Source organism: Nocardia aurea (assembly GCF_003123685.1).
GTDB lineage: Bacteria > Actinomycetota > Actinomycetes > Mycobacteriales > Mycobacteriaceae > Nocardia > Nocardia aurea.
On the sequence record NZ_QCYJ01000175.1, the window covers coordinates 126,930 to 146,719 of the forward strand.

At 67.8% G+C, this 19,790-nt stretch carries 17 protein-coding genes; 10 read left to right on the forward strand and 7 right to left on the reverse strand.

Going from position 1 to position 19,790, the window contains the following annotated elements:
- Positions 1-16: 16 nt before the first annotated feature.
- From DAT37_RS43175 to DAT37_RS43190, 4 genes are all read right to left on the reverse strand, one after another.
- On the reverse strand, positions 17-319 hold the full coding sequence (locus tag DAT37_RS43175) for a hypothetical protein (protein ID WP_109530757.1): 303 nt from the start codon (positions 317-319) through the stop codon (positions 17-19).
- Positions 316-1,839, reverse strand: coding sequence for a class I adenylate-forming enzyme family protein (locus DAT37_RS43180; RefSeq protein ID WP_109530758.1), 1,524 nt, complete (start codon positions 1,837-1,839; stop codon positions 316-318). The genes DAT37_RS43175 and DAT37_RS43180 overlap by 4 nt, the downstream gene beginning before the upstream one ends.
- A 147-nt stretch (positions 1,840-1,986) precedes the next feature.
- On the reverse strand, positions 1,987-3,285 hold the full coding sequence (locus DAT37_RS43185; protein ID WP_109530759.1) for an amidohydrolase family protein: 1,299 nt from the start codon (positions 3,283-3,285) through the stop codon (positions 1,987-1,989).
- Between the two features lie 129 nt (positions 3,286-3,414).
- Positions 3,415-4,635, reverse strand: a complete 1,221-nt coding sequence (locus DAT37_RS43190; RefSeq protein WP_109530760.1) for a CaiB/BaiF CoA transferase family protein — start codon at positions 4,633-4,635, stop codon at positions 3,415-3,417.
- Between the two features lie 91 nt (positions 4,636-4,726).
- On the opposite strand from DAT37_RS43190, the gene DAT37_RS43195 reads away from it, so the two are divergent.
- From DAT37_RS43195 to DAT37_RS43230, 8 genes are all read left to right on the forward strand, one after another.
- Positions 4,727-6,265, forward strand: a complete 1,539-nt coding sequence (locus DAT37_RS43195) for an aldehyde dehydrogenase family protein (protein WP_109530761.1) — start codon at positions 4,727-4,729, stop codon at positions 6,263-6,265.
- Positions 6,266-6,319: 54 nt separating this feature from the next.
- Positions 6,320-7,168 carry a mycofactocin-coupled SDR family oxidoreductase gene (locus DAT37_RS43200; RefSeq protein WP_109530762.1) on the forward strand — a complete coding sequence of 283 codons (849 nt, stop codon included), beginning with the start codon at positions 6,320-6,322 and terminating at the stop codon, positions 7,166-7,168.
- A gap of 2 nt (positions 7,169-7,170) precedes the next feature.
- Entirely contained in the window at positions 7,171-7,362 is a 192-nt protein-coding gene (locus tag DAT37_RS43205; protein ID WP_109530763.1) for a rubredoxin, read from the forward strand.
- Positions 7,359-8,630 carry an NAD(P)/FAD-dependent oxidoreductase gene (locus DAT37_RS43210; protein WP_109530764.1) on the forward strand — a complete coding sequence of 424 codons (1,272 nt, stop codon included), beginning with the start codon at positions 7,359-7,361 and terminating at the stop codon, positions 8,628-8,630. The genes DAT37_RS43205 and DAT37_RS43210 overlap by 4 nt, the downstream gene beginning before the upstream one ends.
- 123 nt (positions 8,631-8,753) lie before the next feature.
- The gene (locus DAT37_RS43215) at positions 8,754-9,932 is read left to right on the forward strand and encodes a thiolase family protein (RefSeq protein WP_109530765.1); all 1,179 of its coding nucleotides are present in this window, start codon (positions 8,754-8,756) and stop codon (positions 9,930-9,932) included.
- Positions 9,933-10,049: 117 nt separating this feature from the next.
- Positions 10,050-10,811, forward strand: a complete 762-nt coding sequence (locus tag DAT37_RS43220; protein ID WP_109530828.1) for a crotonase/enoyl-CoA hydratase family protein — start codon at positions 10,050-10,052, stop codon at positions 10,809-10,811.
- A 54-nt stretch (positions 10,812-10,865) separates the two neighbouring features.
- Positions 10,866-11,636 carry an SDR family NAD(P)-dependent oxidoreductase gene (locus tag DAT37_RS43225; RefSeq protein WP_109530766.1) on the forward strand — a complete coding sequence of 257 codons (771 nt, stop codon included), beginning with the start codon at positions 10,866-10,868 and terminating at the stop codon, positions 11,634-11,636.
- A gap of 331 nt (positions 11,637-11,967) precedes the next feature.
- Positions 11,968-12,642, forward strand: a complete 675-nt coding sequence (locus DAT37_RS43230; RefSeq protein ID WP_109530767.1) for a hemerythrin domain-containing protein — start codon at positions 11,968-11,970, stop codon at positions 12,640-12,642.
- Here DAT37_RS43230 and DAT37_RS43235 read toward each other — a convergent pair.
- Complete coding sequence (locus DAT37_RS43235) at positions 12,629-15,877, reverse strand: BTAD domain-containing putative transcriptional regulator (protein ID WP_232840349.1); 3,249 nt, start codon at positions 15,875-15,877, stop codon at positions 12,629-12,631. The two genes, DAT37_RS43230 and DAT37_RS43235, sit on opposite strands and share 14 nt — an antisense overlap.
- 226 nt (positions 15,878-16,103) lie before the next feature.
- On the opposite strand from DAT37_RS43235, the gene DAT37_RS43240 reads away from it, so the two are divergent.
- Both DAT37_RS43240 and DAT37_RS43245 read left to right on the forward strand, forming a co-directional pair.
- Positions 16,104-16,496, forward strand: coding sequence for a pyridoxamine 5'-phosphate oxidase family protein (locus DAT37_RS43240; RefSeq protein ID WP_109530830.1), 393 nt, complete (start codon positions 16,104-16,106; stop codon positions 16,494-16,496).
- 215 nt (positions 16,497-16,711) lie between these two features.
- Entirely contained in the window at positions 16,712-17,926 is a 1,215-nt protein-coding gene (locus tag DAT37_RS43245) for an amidohydrolase family protein (RefSeq protein WP_109530768.1), read from the forward strand.
- A 35-nt stretch (positions 17,927-17,961) separates the two neighbouring features.
- Here DAT37_RS43245 and DAT37_RS43250 read toward each other — a convergent pair whose 3' ends face one another.
- Positions 17,962-18,615, reverse strand: coding sequence for a response regulator transcription factor (locus tag DAT37_RS43250; protein ID WP_109530769.1), 654 nt, complete (start codon positions 18,613-18,615; stop codon positions 17,962-17,964).
- 1 nt (position 18,616) lies between these two features.
- Entirely contained in the window at positions 18,617-19,630 is a 1,014-nt protein-coding gene (locus DAT37_RS43255; protein ID WP_109530770.1) for a sensor histidine kinase, read from the reverse strand.
- Positions 19,631-19,790: the final 160 nt, after the last annotated feature.

Sequence of the window (19,790 nt, forward strand, 5' to 3'; positions counted from 1 at the left end):
TTCGTCGTGATGCCCGTCAGTCGCTCGACGGCAGTTGCTTGGCTTCCTTGATCCGCAACGGGGTCGCGTCCACGTCGAGGGTGCCGGTTCCGGGCCTGGTGACCAGGATTTCCGCGCCGGTCTCGTGCACGTACCGTTTGCCCATGGCGTTACCGTCGGCGAAGTCCGGATCGAGGACGGCATCGGCCGACTTGTCCGCACCGACCGGGACCATCGGCGCTCCGCCGCAGCGCAGCGCGTCCACGGCGTCGGTGGACTTGATGACGATCACCTGGGTGTCACAGACCTGGCTTTCGAGCCGGGTGCCGCTCTTGATCACGGGGACTCCTGAACGAGAGATGTGGTGGGGGAGACGAGTTCGTCGACGAGGGCGCGGCGCAGGACTTTGCCGGTCGGGGTGGTCGGCAGTTGATCGCGGAAGACGACCCGGTCGGGGGTGCGCGAGCCGCGCAGGTTCTCGCGCACGTAGGCGCGCAGGACCTCGGGATCGGGATCGCAGCCGGGAGCCGGTACGACGACGGCGACGATGATCTGGCCCCACCGGGGGTCGGGCAGCCCGATGACGGCGGTCTCGCGCACCTCGGGATGCTCGACGAGCACATCCTCCAGTTCGGCCGGTGCGATGTTCTCACCGCCGCGGATGATGGTGTCGTCGGAGCGCCCGCCGATGAACAGGTAACCGTCGGAGTCCAGGGAAGCCAGATCCTTGGTGGGAAACCAGCCGTCGGCGTCGAGTACCGAACCGATGTCGGCGTAGGTGCCGGAGACCTGCGGGCCCCGGACGAACAGTTCCCCGATCTCGTCGGCGGCCAGGACGCCGCCGTCCTTGTCGCGGATCTGCAATTCGACACCGGGTACCGCGCGGCCGACGGAACCGAGTCGTCTGGCGACCGCGGGATCGTCGGATCCGTGGGCGAGCCGGTGATCCTCGGGCGCCAGGACCGCGATGGTGGAACTGGTTTCGGTGAGCCCGTAGGCATTGACCAGCCCGACCTCGGGCAGCAGCGCCAGCGTGGCGCGCACCAGCGGGAGCGGCGCCTTCGATCCGCCGTAGGCGAGGGTGCGCAGGGTCGACAGCGCCCCTCCGGTTCCGCCCCGCGCCGCGGTGACGATCCGGTCGAGCATGGTCGGCACCACGGTGGCGTTGGTGATCCGTTCGTCGCGTACCAGCCGTATCCACTCGTTCGCGTCGAACTGCCTGAGGTACACCATCTTTCGTCCGGCGTAGAGATTCGACAGCGCCGCGCCCACACCGGCGATGTGATACGGCGGCACGCAGATCAACGCCGCGTCGTCGGGTTCGGCCGAGCCGAAGTCGACGGTGCCCATCACGTAGCTGGTCAGATTGGCGTGGGTCAGCTCGACGGCCTTGGGACGCGAAGTGGTCCCCGAGGTGAAGAGGAGCACCGCGACGCTGTCCGGGTCGGCGTCGACGGTGGCGACCTCGGTGCCGACGGCGCGCGTGGTGGCGAAGAACAACGAGGAGTCGATGGTCTGCTTACCCGAGCCCGCGACCATCTCGGCGTATTCGGCGTCGACCACGACCAGCGGCGCGGGCAGCCGGTCGATCAGCTCGCGCAACGCCGAGGCGCTGAGGCGATAGTTGAGCGGGGTGAAGGCCCGACTCGCGCGTGCGGACCCGAACAGCAACAGGGGCAACATGATTCCCCCGGTGCCGACATAGGCGACATGTTCGGCGCCCGACGATCCGATCAATCCGGCCGCGCGGTCGGCCATCGTGCTCAATTCCGCGCTCGTGATCCGGGTGCCGTCGGATACGACGGCGACCCGATCGGGATCACCTCCCGCGACCATTTCGAGCAGAACCGAAATGCTCAACGTCTCACCTCACGGATTTCCACTGAACCGGAACGATCTCAGTACGTGTCTGGGTACACGGGTTCGCGGCCGCCCCACCGCTACGGCGGGGCGGCCGCATCCTGCGGCGGGCAGGCCGCGCGCGACCGGGTCGTCGCGGCGCCGCTGTCAGCTGGCAGTGTGGGCGGTCGCCGCTTTGATCTGCGCCGAGAACGCCGCGAGCTTGTCCGCCGCGGCGGTGTGCTTGTGGCTGCGCGCCTGGATGCTGACGTCGTGGTCGCCCGCCGCCGCACGCAGCGCGCCGACGGTCGCCTTCTCCCGTGGCACATGCTTGAACGGGTCGAAGGAGTACCAGCGCATCGCGTTCAGATGCGTCATCTTGTCGATGTCCTCGTCGGGGACCTGTTCGCGCTCGAGCAGCGCGTGCAGGATCTCGGGGGCGTCGGGCCACATGGAATCGCTGTGCGGGTAGTCCATCTCCCACGAGATGTTGTCGATGCCGATCTCGTGACGCAGCCGCACCCCGACCGGATCGCTGATGAAGCAGGTCAGGAAGTGGTCGCGGAAGACCTCCGACGGCTTCTTGCCGCCGAAATCCTGCATGGTCCAGGTGGAATGCATTTCGAAGGTCCGGTCGACACGATCCAGGAAATACGGAATCCAGCCGGTCCCGCCCTCGGACAGCGCGATCTTGAGATCCGGGTAGTCCTTGACCGGTCGTGACCACAGCAGATCCGCCGCCGCCTGCACGATATTGAGCGGCTGCAAGGTGATCATCACGTCGGGTGGCGAGTCGACCGCGGGGATCGACAGGCGCCCCGAGGAGCCGATGTGCACGCTGAGCACGGTGTCGGTGTCCACCAACGCCTTCCACAGCGGGTTCCAGTGCGGGTCATGAAAACTCGGGTATCCCAACGCCGCCGGATTCTCGCTGAAGGTCAGCGAATGCACGCCCTTCTCCGCGACCCTGCGCACCTCGGCCGCGCACAATTCCGCGTCCCAGATCACCGGCAGCGCCATCGGAATGAACCGGCCGGGGTAGGCGCCGCACCATTCGTCGATATGCCAGTCGTTGTAGGCCTGTACCAGGGCGAGGGAGAAGTCCGAATCCTCGGTCGCGAAAAGCCGTCCGGCGAAACCGGGGAACGACGGGAAATTCATCGAGGCGAGGATTCCGCCCGCGTTCATGTCCTTGATGCGCTCGTCGACGTCGAAACATCCGGGGCGGATCTCGTCGAGGCCGTCGGGTTCGAGCCCGTATTCCTCTTTCGGGCGTCCGGCCACCGCGTTGAGCGCGACATTGGGAATGACGGTGTCGCGAAACTTCCACACATCGGCGCCACCTTCCAGGTGCACCAATCGGGGGGCTTCGTCGACGTATTTGCTGGGCAGGTGGTTCTTGAACATGTCCGGCGGCTCGATGATGTGATCATCGACGCTGATCAGGATCATGTCGTTCTTGTCCACACGACCACACTCCTCTGAGAAAGGTCTACAGTATGTCTTACAATATAGCGCATGGTGGGCCGCACGGGAGGGGGTCCGGGCCGATCGATGGCCTGTTTTCGCAGCTCCGAATCCACGCGCGGTCCGGCGCTACAGAATCGCGCCCGATTCCTTCGCGGCGATGATGTCGTCCCAGTCGAGTCCGAGTTCGAGCAGAATCGTCTCGGTGTGCTCGCCGTATTCGGGCGCGCGCACCGGCGGGGCCGGGGTCTCGTCGAATTGCACGGGGGCCGCGACGGTTCGGTACTCGTTGCCCGCGCTGTCGGCGACCGTCATCAGATAGCCGTTGGCCGCCACCTGCGGATCGTCGAGTACTTCCCGCGGGCTGGCGATGGTCGCCCACACGCCGGGTTCGTCGGTCAGCGCCTTCTGCCAGTGGGCGAGGTCGTGTTCGGCGAAGGTCGTGCGCAGTTCGGCGGTCGCGGCCTCCTGGTTGCGGACCAGATTGGCCAGCGGGGTGAACCGCTCGTCGACGCCGAGGTCGGGCCTGCCGATGCGTTCGCAGAATCCGGGCCAGTAGCGATCGGTCTGGAGGAACAGCAATTGCACCCAGCGGTTGTCGCGGGTGCGGTAGCGGTTCACCGCCGGATTGAGGGCGGTGCCCGCCTCGCCCGCGGGAATGCGATCGATGTCGTAGTAGTCGGCGGCCGCGATATCGGGAGCGACGGCCCACATGCCCTGTGCCAGCAGCGAACTGTCGACCAGGGGAGCGTGGCCGGTACGTTCGCGGTGGAACAGCGCCGCGGTGATGCCGCCCGCCAGGGTGATACCGCCCTGGAGGTCGCCGAAGGCCGGGCCCTGCGCCATCGGGAATTCGGCGTTCGTCGGGGTCAGGGCGTAGGCGACGCCCGCCCTGGCGGTGTAGCTGGCGCCGTCGAATCCGCCGCGATCCTTGTCCGGGCCGCGGCTGCCGTGGCCGCTGCCGCGCGCGATGATCACCTTCGGATTGAATTCCCGGATCCGCTCGACCGACAGATCGGCTCTCTCCAGCACGGCGGGCAGCCAATTGGTCAGGAACACGTCCGCGTCGGCGATCAATCTGCCCAGGATCTTTCGTCCCTGTTCGGACTTGATGTCGACGCCGATACTGCGCTTGCCGTGATTGCCGAGTTCCATCATGAAATTGGCCTGAACGGGTGTGCCGGTGCCGTCCAGGCCGCCGACGACCAGGTTCCGGCAGGGGTCGCCACCCCGGGTGTCCTCGACCTTGATCACGTCCGCGCCCCAGTCGGCGAGTGCCGCTCCGGCGCTGGGCACGTATGTCCACGATGCCAACTCGACCACTTTGACGCCATTGAGCAGACCCGACATCGGTGCTCCCTTTCCACGATCGACACGTATCTTGAAGTACTATACGGTAATGGTTACAGTTAATCATCCAGGATGGTGATCAGGAGGAAAAGTGAGTGACATCGTCGGGGAGCGTGTGGCCCTCAGTCCGGACGTGGGTCGCGCGGCGGCGGAACGCGCCGAATTCCGATTGCTCATCGACGGGGAGCTGACCGGCGCCGCCTCGGGCGCGGCCTTCGACAACCACAGTCCGGCGACCGGGTTGCTGCTCGGCACCACCGCCGCGGCGGGCGAGCAGGACATGCTGCGGGCGATCGCGGCTGCCCGGCGGGCCTTCGACGACACCGACTGGTCGACCAACCGCGCGCTGCGCCGCCGCTGCCTGGAACAACTCCAGAGCGCGCTGGAAGCCGAAAAGGAAGATCTGCGAACCGAACTCGTCGCCGAGGTCGGCTGCCCCACGATGACGACGCGGAACGCGCAGCTGGACTGGCCGCTGGCCGACGCGCTGCGGTATCCGACCGGGCTGATCGACGATTTCGCCTGGGAGCGAGTACTCGACGGCGGCGGACTGTTCGGTGATCGCAACCGGCGCACCGTCGTCCAGGAACCGGTGGGCGTCGTCGCCGCGATCTGCCCGTCGAATTTCCCGATCGAGGTCGTTCTCAACAAGCTCGGCCCGGCCTTGGCCGCGGGCAATACCGTTGTCCTCAAACCGGATCCGAACACGCCGTGGAACGCGACCAGGATCGGGCGGCTGATCGCCGAGCGCACCGACATTCCACCGGGTGTGGTCAATGTCGTCGCGACCCCGTCCAACGAGGTCGCCGGACTGCTCGCGACCGATCCGCGCGTCGACCTGATCTCGTTCACCGGATCGACGGCCGTCGGGCGCACGCTCATGCGCGACGGCGCCGACACCATGAAGCGCACGTTCCTCGAACTGGGCGGCAAGTCGGCGCTGATCGTGCTGGAGGACGCCAATCCCATGCACGCGCTACAGAGCGCGATCGGCGTCTGCGTGCACGCGGGTCAGGCGTGCGCGGCCACCAGCCGAATGCTGGTGCACCGCTCGATGTTCGATGATATGACCACCGCGGTCGCCGCCGCGTTCGCCGCGGTGCCGGTCGGTGATCCAGCCCTGCCCGACACCCTCGTCGGCCCGGTGATCAGCGCGGCGCAGAAGAAGCGGGTGCTCGACGCCTGCGCGCGCGGCGTGCATGACGGTGCGCGGCTGATCATCGGTGGCGGCGCGGTCGAGGATCTTCCGCCGCATCTGGCCGACGGCCATTTCGTGCAGCCCACCGTTTTCGCCTCCGAGGATCCGAACCTGGCGCTCGCGCAGGAGGAGATCTTCGGTCCGGTGCTGATCGTGTTGCCGTTCTCCGACGACGAGGACGCCGTGCGTATCGCCAACAACAGCGCCTTCGGCCTGGCCGGCGCGGTGCTCTCGGCCTCGGCCGAACGCTCGATGGCGATCGCCCGCCGGGTGCGGACCGGCGCGATCGGCGTCAACGGCGGCATGTTCTACGGCGCGGACGCGCCCTTCGGCGGTTTCAAGAACAGCGGCGTCGGCCGCCAGTGCGGCATCGAGGGTTTTCAGCAATATCTCGAGACCAAGACCATCGGCTCCCGGATTCCGCGTGGCTGAACGGCTCCCGGCCCGGTGTATCCCGGCCGACGAAACACTGAAAGGTTGCCAGTAGTGGGAAAATTGGATAACAAGGTCGCGGTGATCTCGGGCGCCGCGCGCGGGCAGGGACGCTCGCACGCGGTCAATCTCGCCGCCGAGGGCGCGAGCGTCATCGCCCTCGACATCTGCGCCGACCTCGAGGGCAATACCTACCCGCTCGCCCGCCCGGAGGATCTCGAGGAGACCGGCAGGCTGGTGGAGAAAGAGGGTGGCCGCTTCCACCCGGTGATCGTCGACGTTCGCGAGCGCACCGCCGTCTGGAACGCCGTCGCCGAGGGCGTCGCGGCACTGGGCCGACTCGACATCGTGGTCGCCAATGCCGGAATCGCGCCGCTGGGCAAGGGGCAGACGTTGCGGTCGTGGTCGGACACCATCGACACCGACCTGGTCGGCGTCTTCAATGTCGTGCAGGCCAGCATCCCGCATCTGAGTCCCGGCGCGTCCATCATCGCGACCGGCTCGCTGGCCGCCCAGCTCGGCAGTTCCACCAAACAGGGGCCGGGCGGTTCGGCCTACAGTCTCGCGAAACAGGTGGTCGCGCACTACGTCAACGACCTGTCGATCCAGCTGGCCAAACAGTCCATCCGGGTCAACGCGGTGCATCCGACCAATGTCGATACCGACATGCTGCACAACGAGGGCATGTACAAGATCTTCCGGCCGGACAAGGAATCCCCCACGCGCGAGGACGCCGAACTGGCGTTCCCGGCGATGCAGGCGATGCCGGTTCCCTACATCCAGCCGCAGGATGTCTCCGACCTCGTCGTCTTCCTGGCCTCGGACCAGTCGCGCTACATCACCGGCAGCCAGCTGCGGGTCGACGCGGGCGGGTTCGTCAAGGCAGTGCCCTGGGGGAAGTGACTGTGACCGAAACCACCATCGCGTACAAGCTCTACCGCTGCATCATCTGCGGATGGGAATACGACGAGGAGCTCGGCTGGCCCGACGACGGCCTCGCGCCCGGCACCCGTTGGGAAGACATCCCCGCCGACTGGACCTGTCCCGATTGCGGCGCCGAGAAGGCCGATTTCGAAATGGTGGAGGTGTCACGATGACGGTCCCGCGATCCGGTCGCGTCGTCATCGTCGGCACCGGTATCGCGGGCGCCTCCGCCGCGAGGACACTGCGCAAGGACGGTTTCGCCGGATCGATCGTCCTGGTCGGCGACGATCCGTCGATCCCGTACCGACGCCCGATGGTCTCCAAGGAATTGCTGTCGGGCAGCGCCGTCGCGGCGAAGGCGCACCTCGAGCCCATCACGTTCTGGGCGGAGCAGTCGATCGAACTGCGTGTCGGCGCGACCGTCGCCGCCGTCGACACCGCTTCGGCGCGCGTGGAATTCGACGACGGCGACTCACTGTCCTACGAGACGCTGATCCTGGCGACCGGCGGACGACCGCGGCGGCTCGACCCGATCCTGGCCGACGCGCACACCCTGCGACACCTGCACGATGTCACCGCGCTACGCGCGGCCTTCGAACGGGTCACCTCGACAGGCGCGACCCCGTCGGTACTCATCGTCGGCGGCGGGCTGGTCGGGATGGAGGCCGCCGCCGCCGCGCGGACCATGGGCGCCGATGTCACGGTGCTCGAGATGGGCGAGCGTGTGCTGGAACGCGTGCTCCCGGAACCGATCTGCGCGAGTTATGAACGGCTGCACCGTGATCGAGGGGTCGCTGTGCACACCGGGGTGCGGTTGTCGCGGGTGGACGCGCAAGGCGCGCGCACCCGCGCGGTCGCCGTCGACGGACGCGAATGGCTCGCCGACGTGGTGATCGTCGCGGTCGGGATGACGCCCGACACCGAACTCGCCGAGAACGCCGGATTGCTCGTCGACGACGGCATCGTCGTCGACGAATTCTGCGCCACCTCGGCGGTCGGGGTGTACGCCGCAGGTGACGTCGCGCGTTTCCCGAACCGGATCCTGGGCGGCACCGAACGCGTCGAGCACTGGAACCACGCCCAGGCTCACGGTGCGGCGGCCGCTCGCGCCGTGCTCGGGGCGAGCGCGCCCTACGAGGAGGTGCCGTGGTGCTGGACCAATCAGTTCGGCCGCAATCTCCAGATCGCGGGCTGGCCGGGACTCGGCACCGAATTGATCGTGCGCGGCGATCTCGACGCCGGCCCGTTCCTGGCGTTGAGCCTGGCCGACGATCGCCTGGTCGGTGTGATCGGCGTCGGCCGACCTCGCGATGTGCGTGCGGCGCAGGCGCTGATCGCGAACGGCCCGTACCTGCCGAGGGACGCGCTCGACGGCGACGATCCGAACCTCGTCGCACTGGCAGCCGAACCGGCGAGATTCGCCGCCGTGGCGCGTGAGTAGATGCCGGGTCGCCCGACGTCGACCCGCGTTTGTCGATCATACTGTATGAAATACCGTAGTTGAATCTCCCATCATGGACGCCGCGCCAGCGGGTGCGGCTCGATAACTCAGAGGTTGAGTGATATGGCCAAACCCGTCATCGTCAGCGCCGTCAGGACCGCGATCGGCCGATCCTTCAAGGGTGCGCTCGTGAACGTGTCCTCGGAGACGCTCGCGATCAACATCCTGACCGAGGCGGTCCGCCGCTCCGGGGTCGATCCGTCCGAGGTGGACGACGTCATCCTCGCCGAATTGAATTACGGCGGCGGCGATCTGGCTCGTCACGCCGCCGTGGCCAGCGGTATGGAGAGCGTGCCGGGCCAGGCGGTGAACCGGCACTGCGCGGGCAGCCTGACCTCGATCGCCAACGCGGCCGCCCATATCGGCGCGGGCGCGGAACGGGTGATCGTCGCTGGTGGCGTGCAGTCGCTGTCGACCTCGCCGCTGATGAAGTGGCGGGTGCCGGGGTCGGACCCGATGGAATTCAAAGAGCCCTGGATGCCGCCGTCGCATCCGGAGACCCCCGACGCGCCCGCCCTGGACATGTCGATCACCGTGGGTTGGAATACCGCCAAGAAGGTCGGCATCAGCAGGCAGGCGATGGACGAATGGGCGCTGCGGTCGCATCAGCGCGCCGTCGCCGCGGCCGATGCGGGCAAATTCGCCGAGGAGATCCTGCCGCTGAAGATCACCCAGGCCGACGGTTCGGTCATCGACTTCGCCGCCGACGAACACCCCAGGCGTGACACCACCCTCGAGCGGCTGGCCTCGCTTCCGGTCCTGCATCCCGAGATCGAGGGGTTCTCGGTCACCGCGGGGAACAGCAGCGGTATCAACGACGCCGCCGCGGCCGTCACGGTCACCGCCGACGACTACGCCGCGGCCAACGGCCTCGAGGTCATGGCGACGGTGCGGGCGTGGGCCAATGTCGGTGTCACACCGGCCGACAACGGCATCGCGGCGGCGAATGTGATCGGCAAGATCCTCGATCGCACCGGTCTGAGTGTCGGCGACGTGGCGCTGTGGGAGATCAACGAGGCGTTCGCCTCGGTGCCGATCGCCGCGTGCCGCGCCCACGGCATCGACGAGGACCTGGTGAATTTTTCCGGTAGCGGTTGCAGTCTCGGACATCCGATCTCGGCGTCGGGCGCGCGCCAGGTGGCGACCCTGATCTACGAGCTGCGCCGCCGCGGCGGCGGCATCGGCGTCTCGGCGATGTGCGCGGGCGGCGGCATGGGTGGGGCCCTCGTCATCGAGGTCTGACCGATCGTTTCGCGGATGCTCGCTGCCCGGGCGATCCACGCCGGGAAGCGAGCATCCCTTTTCTTACGGTAATGCTTATAGTAGCGTTTTCTATAACAAGGACGAGTGGAGGTACCGGTGTCGGACGAAGTGCTGCTGGAACGCCGCGGGCGCACGTTGGTCATCACGATCAACCGGCCCGACGCGCGTAATGCGGTCAATCTGGCGGTCAGCCAGGGCTTGGCCGATGCGCTCGACGAGCTCGACGGCAGTCCCGAGCTGTCGGTCGCGGTGCTCACCGGAAGCGGGGGGAACTTCAGCGCGGGAATGGATCTGAAGGCTTTCGCGGCGGGCGACTACCCCTACATCCCCGGTCGCGGTCTCGGGTTCACCGAGAAGCCGCCGATCAAGCCGCTCATCGCGGCGGTCGAGGGTTTCGCCTTGGCCGGTGGTACGGAACTGGTACTGGCCACCGATCTGGTCGTGGCGGCCAAGACCGCGAAATTCGGTATCCCGGAAGTCAAACGGGGCTTGGTCGCGGGCGGCGGCGCGTTGTTGCGGCTACAGCACCGCATTCCGTATCAGAAGGCGCTCGAATTGGCGCTGACCGGTGACAATTTCACCGCCGAAGAGGCCGCGGGCTGGGGTTTCGTGAATGTCCTGGCCGAACCCGGTGAAGCGCTCGAGCAGGCCTTGGCGCTGGCGGACCGGATCACGGCCAACGGTCCGATCGCGGTCGCGGTGACCAAGGAGGTCATGGTGAAATCCGCCGAGTGGAGCACCGCCGAGATGTGGCAGAAGCAGATCGAGCTCATCGCCCCGGTGTTCGGCACGAAGGACGCGCAGGAAGGCGCGAAGGCCTTCGCGGAGAAACGGCCCCCCGTCTGGACCGGTCAGTGAGCCCGCGGCCGCTCCGATCCGACGAACAACCCCCATCGAATCAAAGGAGACGCAGTGTCTTTCGAAGGTGAAGTAGTACTGGTGACCGGCGGTGCGGGCGGTCTCGGTGACGCGACGGTTCGCCGGTTGCACGCCCAGGGAGCCGCCGTCGTCATCGCCGACGTCAACGACGACAAGGGCAAGGCACTCGCCGAGGAACTCGGCAACAAGGCGGTCTACGTCCGCACCGACGTGCTGGACGATTCGACCATCGAGGCGGCGTTCGCGGCGGCCGACGAACTCGGCACCCTGCGCGCCGCGGTGATCGCCCACGGCGGATTCGGTGTGCTCGAGAAGGTCGTCAACCGCGACGGAAGCCCGCACACCCTCAAGGGTTTCACCGACACGATCGCGCTGTACCTGACCGGCACGTACAACGTGCTGCGCCTGACCGCGGCGAAGATCGCGAAATTCGATCCGAAGGACAACGGTGAGCGCGGCGCGATCGTCATGACCAGCTCGATCGCCGGTTACGAAGGCCAGATCGGCCAGTCCGCGTACTCCGCGGCCAAGGGTGGCGTCATCGGACTGACCCTCACCGCCGCCCGCGACCTGAGCGTCCTCGGCATCCGCGTCAACAGCATCGCCCCCGGCACGATGCACACCCCGATCATGGACTTCCTCGGCGAGGAGAAGCTCGGCCAGTTCGCCAAAGCGGTCCCGTTCCCCAAGCGTCTCGGCACCCCGGACGAGTACGCCTTCCTGGCCCAGCACCTGCTGGAGAACCCCTACATCAACGGTGAGGTCGTGCGCATAGACGGCGGACAGCGGTTCCAGCCCAAGTAGACGCCCGATTCCACGACACTCTTCCGGCGGGTACCGGACCCGGAGTGGCGGGACAGCGGCGTGACGGTACCCGGGGTCATCCGCGGACCCCGGGTACCGCGCTGTCCGGACCCGGACGGTTGGATGATGATCGAACCTGTTGCACGGGAAGGAAGTACGTCCGTCCCGGACCGTGGCGGTGTCGAAGTACAGCGAGCGACCCGAGTCCGCCACCGGGGAGCACGAGCAGGCGCGCAAGCGGGGGACAAGTCTGCCGCAAGTCGCCCGGCGCAAGGTGGGATCCACACGGGGCGAACAAGCCCGAGATCCCGCCAACAGCCAAGGAGTCGCCATGACACGCACGCCCGACCCCGCCGTCACCGCCCGTGTGACCCCCGATGTCACCGGTATGAGGATCGCCCATCGCGGCATGCTCGCCGACACCGCCCGATTCGCGGGGATCGCGCGTGCGATCGCCGCCGGATCGGTGTGCGGACAGCGGCGCGCCGATGCGATCGCCGAGTACGTGCACCTGCTGTGCGACTCGATCCACCATCACCACAGCATCGAGGACGACGTCGTCTGGCCGATTCTGGTCGCGTCGGCGGGTTCGGCCATCGACGTGCACGAACTCTCCGACGACCACGTCCAGCTCGAGGCCGTGCTGGCGACACTGCGCGACCGGGCGACCGGGTTCCGCGCCGCCGGTGTCGACAGGACAAGGGTGGCGGGCGAACTCGCCGTCGCGCTGGAATCGGCGCACGCGTTGCTGGCCGAACATATCGGCGAGGAGGAGAAGATCGTATTCCCCGTCGTCGACCGGTACGTCGCCGTCGCGGACTGGGATCGGGTCGAGAAGGCCGCGAAGAAGGGCGGCGATATGAAATTCGAGGTGCCGAGAGTGGTCCGTTACGCCGACGAACGCGAACTCGCGAAGATGCGGGCCGAAGCCGGTGTGGTGATCCGCCTGATGCTGAAGGTGTTGGTGCGCGCCTTCGACAAGCGCGAGGCGATCATCGCGGGCTGACCATCGCGGCCAACGCGGCGGCGACCTGCTCCCGCACGTCGGCGGCACGGTCGCGGTGCATGGTCGTAGCCTCGGTGTCACCGAGCAGTTCCGCGAGTTCGGCCAGCACATCGTCCATCGGACCGAAGGTCACCGACGCGGAATTCAACCCGGCGACCGTGCCCGACCAGTGCCGCAGTTCGTCGTAGAGCGCCGAGGCCCGGTCCCGCATCCGCAACCGCACCAGCGCGCGGGCCTGGAAGACCGACAGCGCCGTCCAGTAGAAATCGCGACCGACCTCGTGGTCGCGCTCGGCCACCACCCGGGCATCGGCCTCGCGCCCCGCGTCGAGCAACGCGACCACGTACACCCACGAGATGGTCTGCGGCGCATAGTCATAGGACAGCGACAGCGGTTCGACCAGGTGCGTCAAGGAGCCGCGGAACCAGGCGATCACCATCTGTCCGACCAGCCCGATCTCGGCGCCGTTGGCCAAACCGGCGGCGGTGAGCCGCGCCGCCAGATCGGCATAGCGGCCAGCGGCCCGGTCGAGATCGCCGCGCAGCACATCGAGTACGGCGTCGAAGGCCGACAGCACCACGACCAGTTCGCCGACCCGGCCGCTGGAGGCGGTCTCGAGTCCGAGTCGAACCTCCGAGGCCGCCGACAGCAGATCCGTGCGGGACAGGTGCGCGAGGAAGCGATAGTAGTGCGCGGCGGCGCGATAGACGATGATGCCGGAATCGGCTGCCACGGTGAGGAATTCCTCGGTGACAGCGGGGAGTTCGGTGTTCAGATCCGGGCCGAGTGCGGTGTAGGCGAGCGCGTTCAGCGCGGCGCACGACAATTCGGAATCACCGATTTCGCGCGCCAGTCGCGCGGCCTCGGTAGCGCATTCGATGGTGAAAGGGGTGTCGTTGCCCTCGAATTCGAAGACCGCGGTGACGAGCAGTCGGACCCGATCGGCTCCGGTCGTGTCGGGTAATGCCGCGAGCACCGCCGAGGTCATCTGGGTATCGGCGAGACGCTGTTCGCGCGTGGTCCAGATTCGCGGTGTGCGCCACGAGGTCAGGGCGAGCAACGTCAGCCGCTCGTCGCCGTCACGCTGTGCCAGCGACAACGCCCGCGCCCGCACCGAACGCGCCTGGGAGACCTCACCGCGATGCGCGAGCGCGGTGACGAGCGCGCACAGGGCGGTGACCAGGGCCGCGCGATCCGCCGCGGGCGCCCCGGGTGTGCCGTGCCCCGCGCTGTCACGCAATTCGACGGCGAAACGCCACAGCGGCGCGGAATCGGCCCTGAACTCCGAATCGAACCGGGCTCGCGCCGCCGCTTCGACGTGCCCGAGTGCGTGCTCGACCGTCTGCGGCGTCGCGCCACGCGCCGCGTGATAGGCGAGTTCGTCCGCGTCGGGATTCGGCAGCGATTCCAGGTAGCCCATCGTGCGCCAGTGCAGTCGGCGCAGGCGCAACGCCGGGATGCTCTCGTAGAGGGCGTCGCGGATCAGCACGTGCTGGAAGACGACCAGGTCGGTGTCCGCGGTGAGCAGACCCGCCACCGCCGCGGTGTCGATGGCGTCGAGCAGTTCGTCCTCTCCCTCGGTCGAACCGGGATTCGTCCACAGCGCGAGCAGAGTGTCGATCGCGGTGCTGCGCCCGCAGACCGACGCGAGCCGCAACATCCGTCCGACCTCCGCGGGCAGCCGGTCGACCCGGCGCAGCAGCACATCGCGAATACCGCCGGGCAGCGAGGTCAACGCCTCGCGCGCACCGCGCGAGGCCACCCATTTCGCCAGTTCTCCCACGAAGAGCGGATTGCCGTCGGTCCTGGCGCGCAACAGCTCCAGCGTCGGGGTGTCCAACGGGTCGAGACCGGCCGACCGGGCGACCTCCCTGATCCCGTCGTCGGACAGACCGGCGAGTTCGAGCCGGTCGGCGGTGACCGCGACCAGCGCGGCGGCCGTCGCCGAGAGTTCGGCCCCGGCCTCGGACGGTCGATAGGTGGCCACGACGAGCACCGGCAACTGCCGCATCCACGCGATGGTCTGGCGCAGCACCTGCAAGGTCGCGCTGTCGGCGCGGTGGACATCGTCGACGACGAGCAGCACCCCGTCCGGATGATCCCGGCAGGCGGTGACGACCGCGCGGGCGATGTCGAATGGGTCGGCGACATCGGCGCCGTCGCCCAATTCGCCGAGCAGTTCACGCCACGCCCACGCCGCGGGCGCGCCGTCCACCTCGGGGCAGTGGGCGGTCGCCGCGGTCCACCCCCGTGCTCGCAATCGTGCCGCCGCGGTCTCGGCGAAGGTGGATTTGCCGCCGCCCGCTTCGGCGACGACCCACACCACCCGCAGGCCCGACGTGCGGACGGATTCGGCGGTCCGCGTCAGTGTCGCCAATTCCGCTTCGCGCCCGGCGAATTCGCGCTGTTCGGTCCCGGCGCGAGTATCGCCGCCACGCGGTTCGGCGACCACATCGGGCTCGGCCGGACGAGCGACGAGGGCGGGGGAGTGACCGAGGATGTCGACCTCGAGTTGCCGGATCGCGTGGCCGGGATCGACGCCGAGTTCCTCGGACAGATATTCCCGCACGGTCCGCAGCGTCGCGAGCGCGTCGGCCTGACGTCCGAGCCGGTACTGGGCGAGCGCGAGCAGCCGGAACAGTTCCTCGCGCGCCGGATGCTGCGCGCATTCGGTGGGAAGCAGATGGGCGACCTCGTCGGCTCTGCCGAGTTCCAGCGCTGCCGCCGCGCGATACTCCACGGCGGACAGGCGCAGGGCGTGCAGCCGCGCGGCCTCGGCCTCGGCCCACGATTCCGCCGCGAAGGCGCCGAAGGGATCGCCGCGCCACAGCGCGAGCGCGGTCGTCAGACGCCGGTATCGCGCGGCCGGATCGGCCTCGGCGTCGGCGTCGGCGTCCGCCGAGATCAGCGCGTCGAACTCCCACGCGTCCACGCCGTGTTCCGGCAGGCGCAGCGCGTAGCCGGGCTGCTCGCTGACCAGGATCCGAGCCGGTGCGCGCGGTGGCCGATCCGGTTCCAGGATCCGGCGCAGATTCGACACGTGCACCTGTAGTGCCGCGAGCGCCTTCGGCGGCGGTTCGCCGTTCCACAGATCGTCGATGAGGCGGTCGGTGGAGACCACCTGTCCGCCCGCCGCGAGCAGTCTGATCAGCACCGCGAGTTGACGGCCCGTGCCCGGATCGGCCACACCCGCGCCGAACTCCACCCGGATCGGTCCGAGCACCGAGATCCTCACGGTCGACTCCCGTGACCAGCCACGTCCGCTCACCTCTCGCGACCCGCGCCGCGCACCGTTGCGCACGACGATTCCCGACACATGATCGCTCGAGTACGCCCGCCGCGTTGTCCCGCCTCGTCACCCGGTCTCCGCGAGGACACGACGGCGACCCGGGCAATCCGCGTACTGTATCGATTACAGTTGAACCAACTTTCGCGCCTGTCGACCTATGGTGGAGTCATTCATGATCTCAAAAGTGCCTGCCGGATACGAGGATCTGCTGCAACGTCCGATCGTCGGTGTGCTCGCGACCGTGACCCCGCACGGGGCCCCCGATCTGACGCCGATGCGCTTCACGTGGGACGGTGCGCGCCTGCGCATGAGTCACACGATCCCGCGTCGCAAGTTCACGAGCTTGCAGGCGAACCCCAACTACGCCTTTCTCATCACCGATCCGGATGTGCCCTCGCGCTGTTTGGAGACGCAGGGATGGCTGATCACCGTCCTCGGTGATCCGAAGGGAGAGTTCTATCGTGAGCTCGGCGATCGCTACGGCGACACCGACAGCGCACTGCCCGACGATGTCTACGATCGCGTCATCCTGATCCTCGACGCGACCAAGTTCACCGTGAAGTGATATCCCGCCCTCGCTGTTTCGGCCCCGACGCGTGCCGTCGCGGCGGGGTGTGGCGTCGGTGAGCGACCCTCGATCCGGTTCCCGAGTGACTTGCGGACCGCGCTACCGATAGGTGTACAGTAAGGGATACGTGTAAGCCTGCGACGGCCTGCCGGGAGGTCGTGGCCACCCGGTTGCGGCGATGGGCGCCCTGTCCGGAGCGAAAGGGACAAGAAATGACGAAGCTCGATTATCTGGCGGTCGATGTCGACAACCACTACTACGAGACGCTGGACGCGTTCACTCGCCATTTGCCCAAGGAGTTCAGGCAGCGCGGCGTGCGCATGGTCAACGACGGCAAACGCACGCTCGCGGTGATGGGCGGCAAGGTCAACAGCTTCGTCCCGAACCCGACCTTCGACCCCATCATCGAGCCCGGCTGCCTCGATCTGCTGTTCCGCGGCGAGATTCCCGAAGGGGTCGACCCCGCCTCGTTGATGAAGGTGGACCGCATGGCGGATCACCCCGAGTACCAGAACCGCGACGCCCGGGTGCGCGTCATGGATCGGCAGAGTCTGGAAACGGTCTTCATGCTGCCGACCTTCGCCTGCGGTGTCGAGGAAGCGCTCAAACACGACATCCCCGCCACGATGGCCTCGCTGCACGCGTTCAACCTGTGGCTCGACGAGGACTGGGGCTTCGATCGTCCCGACCATCGGATGATCTCCGCGCCGATCATCTCCCTCGCCGACCCGGTCGCCGCGGTCGAGGAGGTCGAGTTCGTGCTGGCCCGTGGGGCCAAGATGGTGCTGGTCCGCCCGGCGCCGGTACCCGGTGTGGCCAAGCCGCGCTCCCTGGGCGACCCGCTGCACGACCCGGTGTGGGCGCGTCTGGCCGAAGCGGGAGTGCCGGTCGGCTTCCACCTGTCCGACAGCGGATACCTCGCCATCAACGCGCTGTGGGGCGGCAAGGCGACATTCGAGGGCTTCGGCAAGAAGGATCCGCTCGATCAGATCCTGCTCGACGACCGCGCCATCCACGACACCATGGCCTCGCTGATCGTGCACCAGGTCTTCACCCGCCACCCGAACCTCAAGGTGGCCAGCATCGAGAACGGCTCGTACTTCGTGCACCGGTTGATCAAGCGCTTGAAGAAGGCCGCGAACACCGCGCCGTACCACTTCAAGGAGGATCCGGTGGAGCAGCTGAAGAACAACGTCTGGATCGCGCCGTACTACGAGGACGACGTCAAGTTGCTCGCCGCGACCATCGGCGTGGACAAGATCCTGTTCGGCTCCGACTGGCCGCACGGCGAGGGCCTCGCCGATCCCACGACCTTCACCGCCGATATCCCGCAGTTCCCGGAATTCTCCTACGAGGACACCCGAAAGGTGATGCGCGACAACGCACTCGAACTGCTGGGCTCGCGGGTTCCGGTTCAGACCGCGTAACCGGCGGCGGGCCATCCGCTACGTCGCCACACGGGTCACGGTTCGATCAGGCCGGCGCGGATGGCGTAGCGGGTGAGGGCGAGACGGTCGCGCAGGCCGAGTTTCTGGAGCATGTTGGCGCGGTGCCGATCGACGGTCTTGGTACTGATGACGAGCGTCTCGGCGATCTCACGGGTCGAATGACCTTCCGCCACCAGTTTGAGCACTTCCTCCTCGCGGGGCGTCAGGATGGCGTCGGGCAGGGAACGACCCTGACGCACCAATTGCAGATAGTCGCGGACCAGCGCCGTCACCGCGCCCGGATACAGGAACGACTCACCGCGCATGGTGGCCCGGCACGCCTCGATCAGATCGCGGTCGGCCACCGATTTCAGGACGTAGCCGGACGCGCCCGCCTTCAACGACTCGAAGAAATACTGTTCGTTGTCGTACATCGACAGCATCAGGACGCGCGCGGTGGAATCGGTGCGGGTGATCTCGCGGGCCGCCTGGATGCCGGTCATGCGCGGCATCGCGATATCGAGAATCACCAGATCGACCGGCGTCTCGGCGAGAGCGGCGACCGCGTCGAATCCATCGGCGGCCTCCGCGACCACCGTCAGATCCGGTTCGTTGTCCAGTATCATCCGCAGCCCGCTGCGCACCAGGGCGTGATCGTCGGCCAGCAGGATACGGGTCGGCCCCGGCATGTCAGCTGTCCTTCCCGGGGCGGTCCACCGGAATCACCAGGCGCACCTCGGTCCCGCCCCGCGCGGGTGAGTCGACGGTCAGCACACCGTTCACCAGCAACGCGCGTTCGCGCATCCCGCGAATACCGGCACCGTCGACGACCGCGCCGCCGCGCCCGTCGTCGGTGATCCGCACGGTGACCGCGTCGGCGTCGGCGGTCAATCGCAGCGCCACCGCGTCGGCCCCCGCGTGCCGCAGCACATTGGTCAGGCTCTCCTGCGCGATCCGATAGCAGACCAATTCCACATCGGGATCCAGGCGCGGCAGTTCCGGATCGATATCGCGCGCGACGGTGATGCCCGCGGTGCGCGCGAATTCGTGACACAGCGCGTTGATCGCGCTCGGGAGACCGAGATCCTCCAGGACGTCCGGCCGCAGCCGTCGGGCGATACCGCGCACCTCGTCCAGGCACGCGCGCACGGTTTCCTGTGCGTCGCATACCTGTTCGCGCAGCGGTTCCGGCGCACGGTCCACCACGCCTTTGAGCCGCAGCAGCGCGACGGTCAGGCTCTGGCCGATCTCGTCGTGCAGTTCGCGCGCGATACGCTGACGCTCACCCTCCTGCGCGGCCAGCGCGGCCGCGCCCGCCACCGAACGTTCCGATTCGAGCCGGTCCAGCATCGCGTTGAACGTCTCGATCAGGTCGTTGAGGTCGCCGTTACCGCTGCGGTCGACCCGGTTCGCCGGATGCGGCGGATCCACCCGGCGCATCGAGGCGATCAACGCGTCCAGCGGCGCGAGGCTCGACCGGAGCAGGAAGGCGTTCGCGGCCAGGATGACGGCCAGCCCGATCACCAGCACCGGCAGTTCGGTCAATCGCACGCGCGCCGACACCGTCGCCGGTGACAGCGCCAGCACCAACGTGCCGAGGGCGAAGACGAGGCCGTTGATCACGCACACCCGGCGGAACAGCGCGTGCACGGGTGTTCGGCCACGCCGACCCCACCCCTTCCGTGGCGCCGCGAGCGTCGTCATGAATCCAGCATGGCCGCATCGTCGCCGCGCTGTCCATGGGGCCCGATACCCATTCGGTCGCGGCTCGCGCGCGCGTGCGCCCCGGCGGAATGGGTGCCGCGGCCGATACCCCCGACGCGCACGAGGTCCGAGACTGGGACACGACGCCGAAGACGCCCGG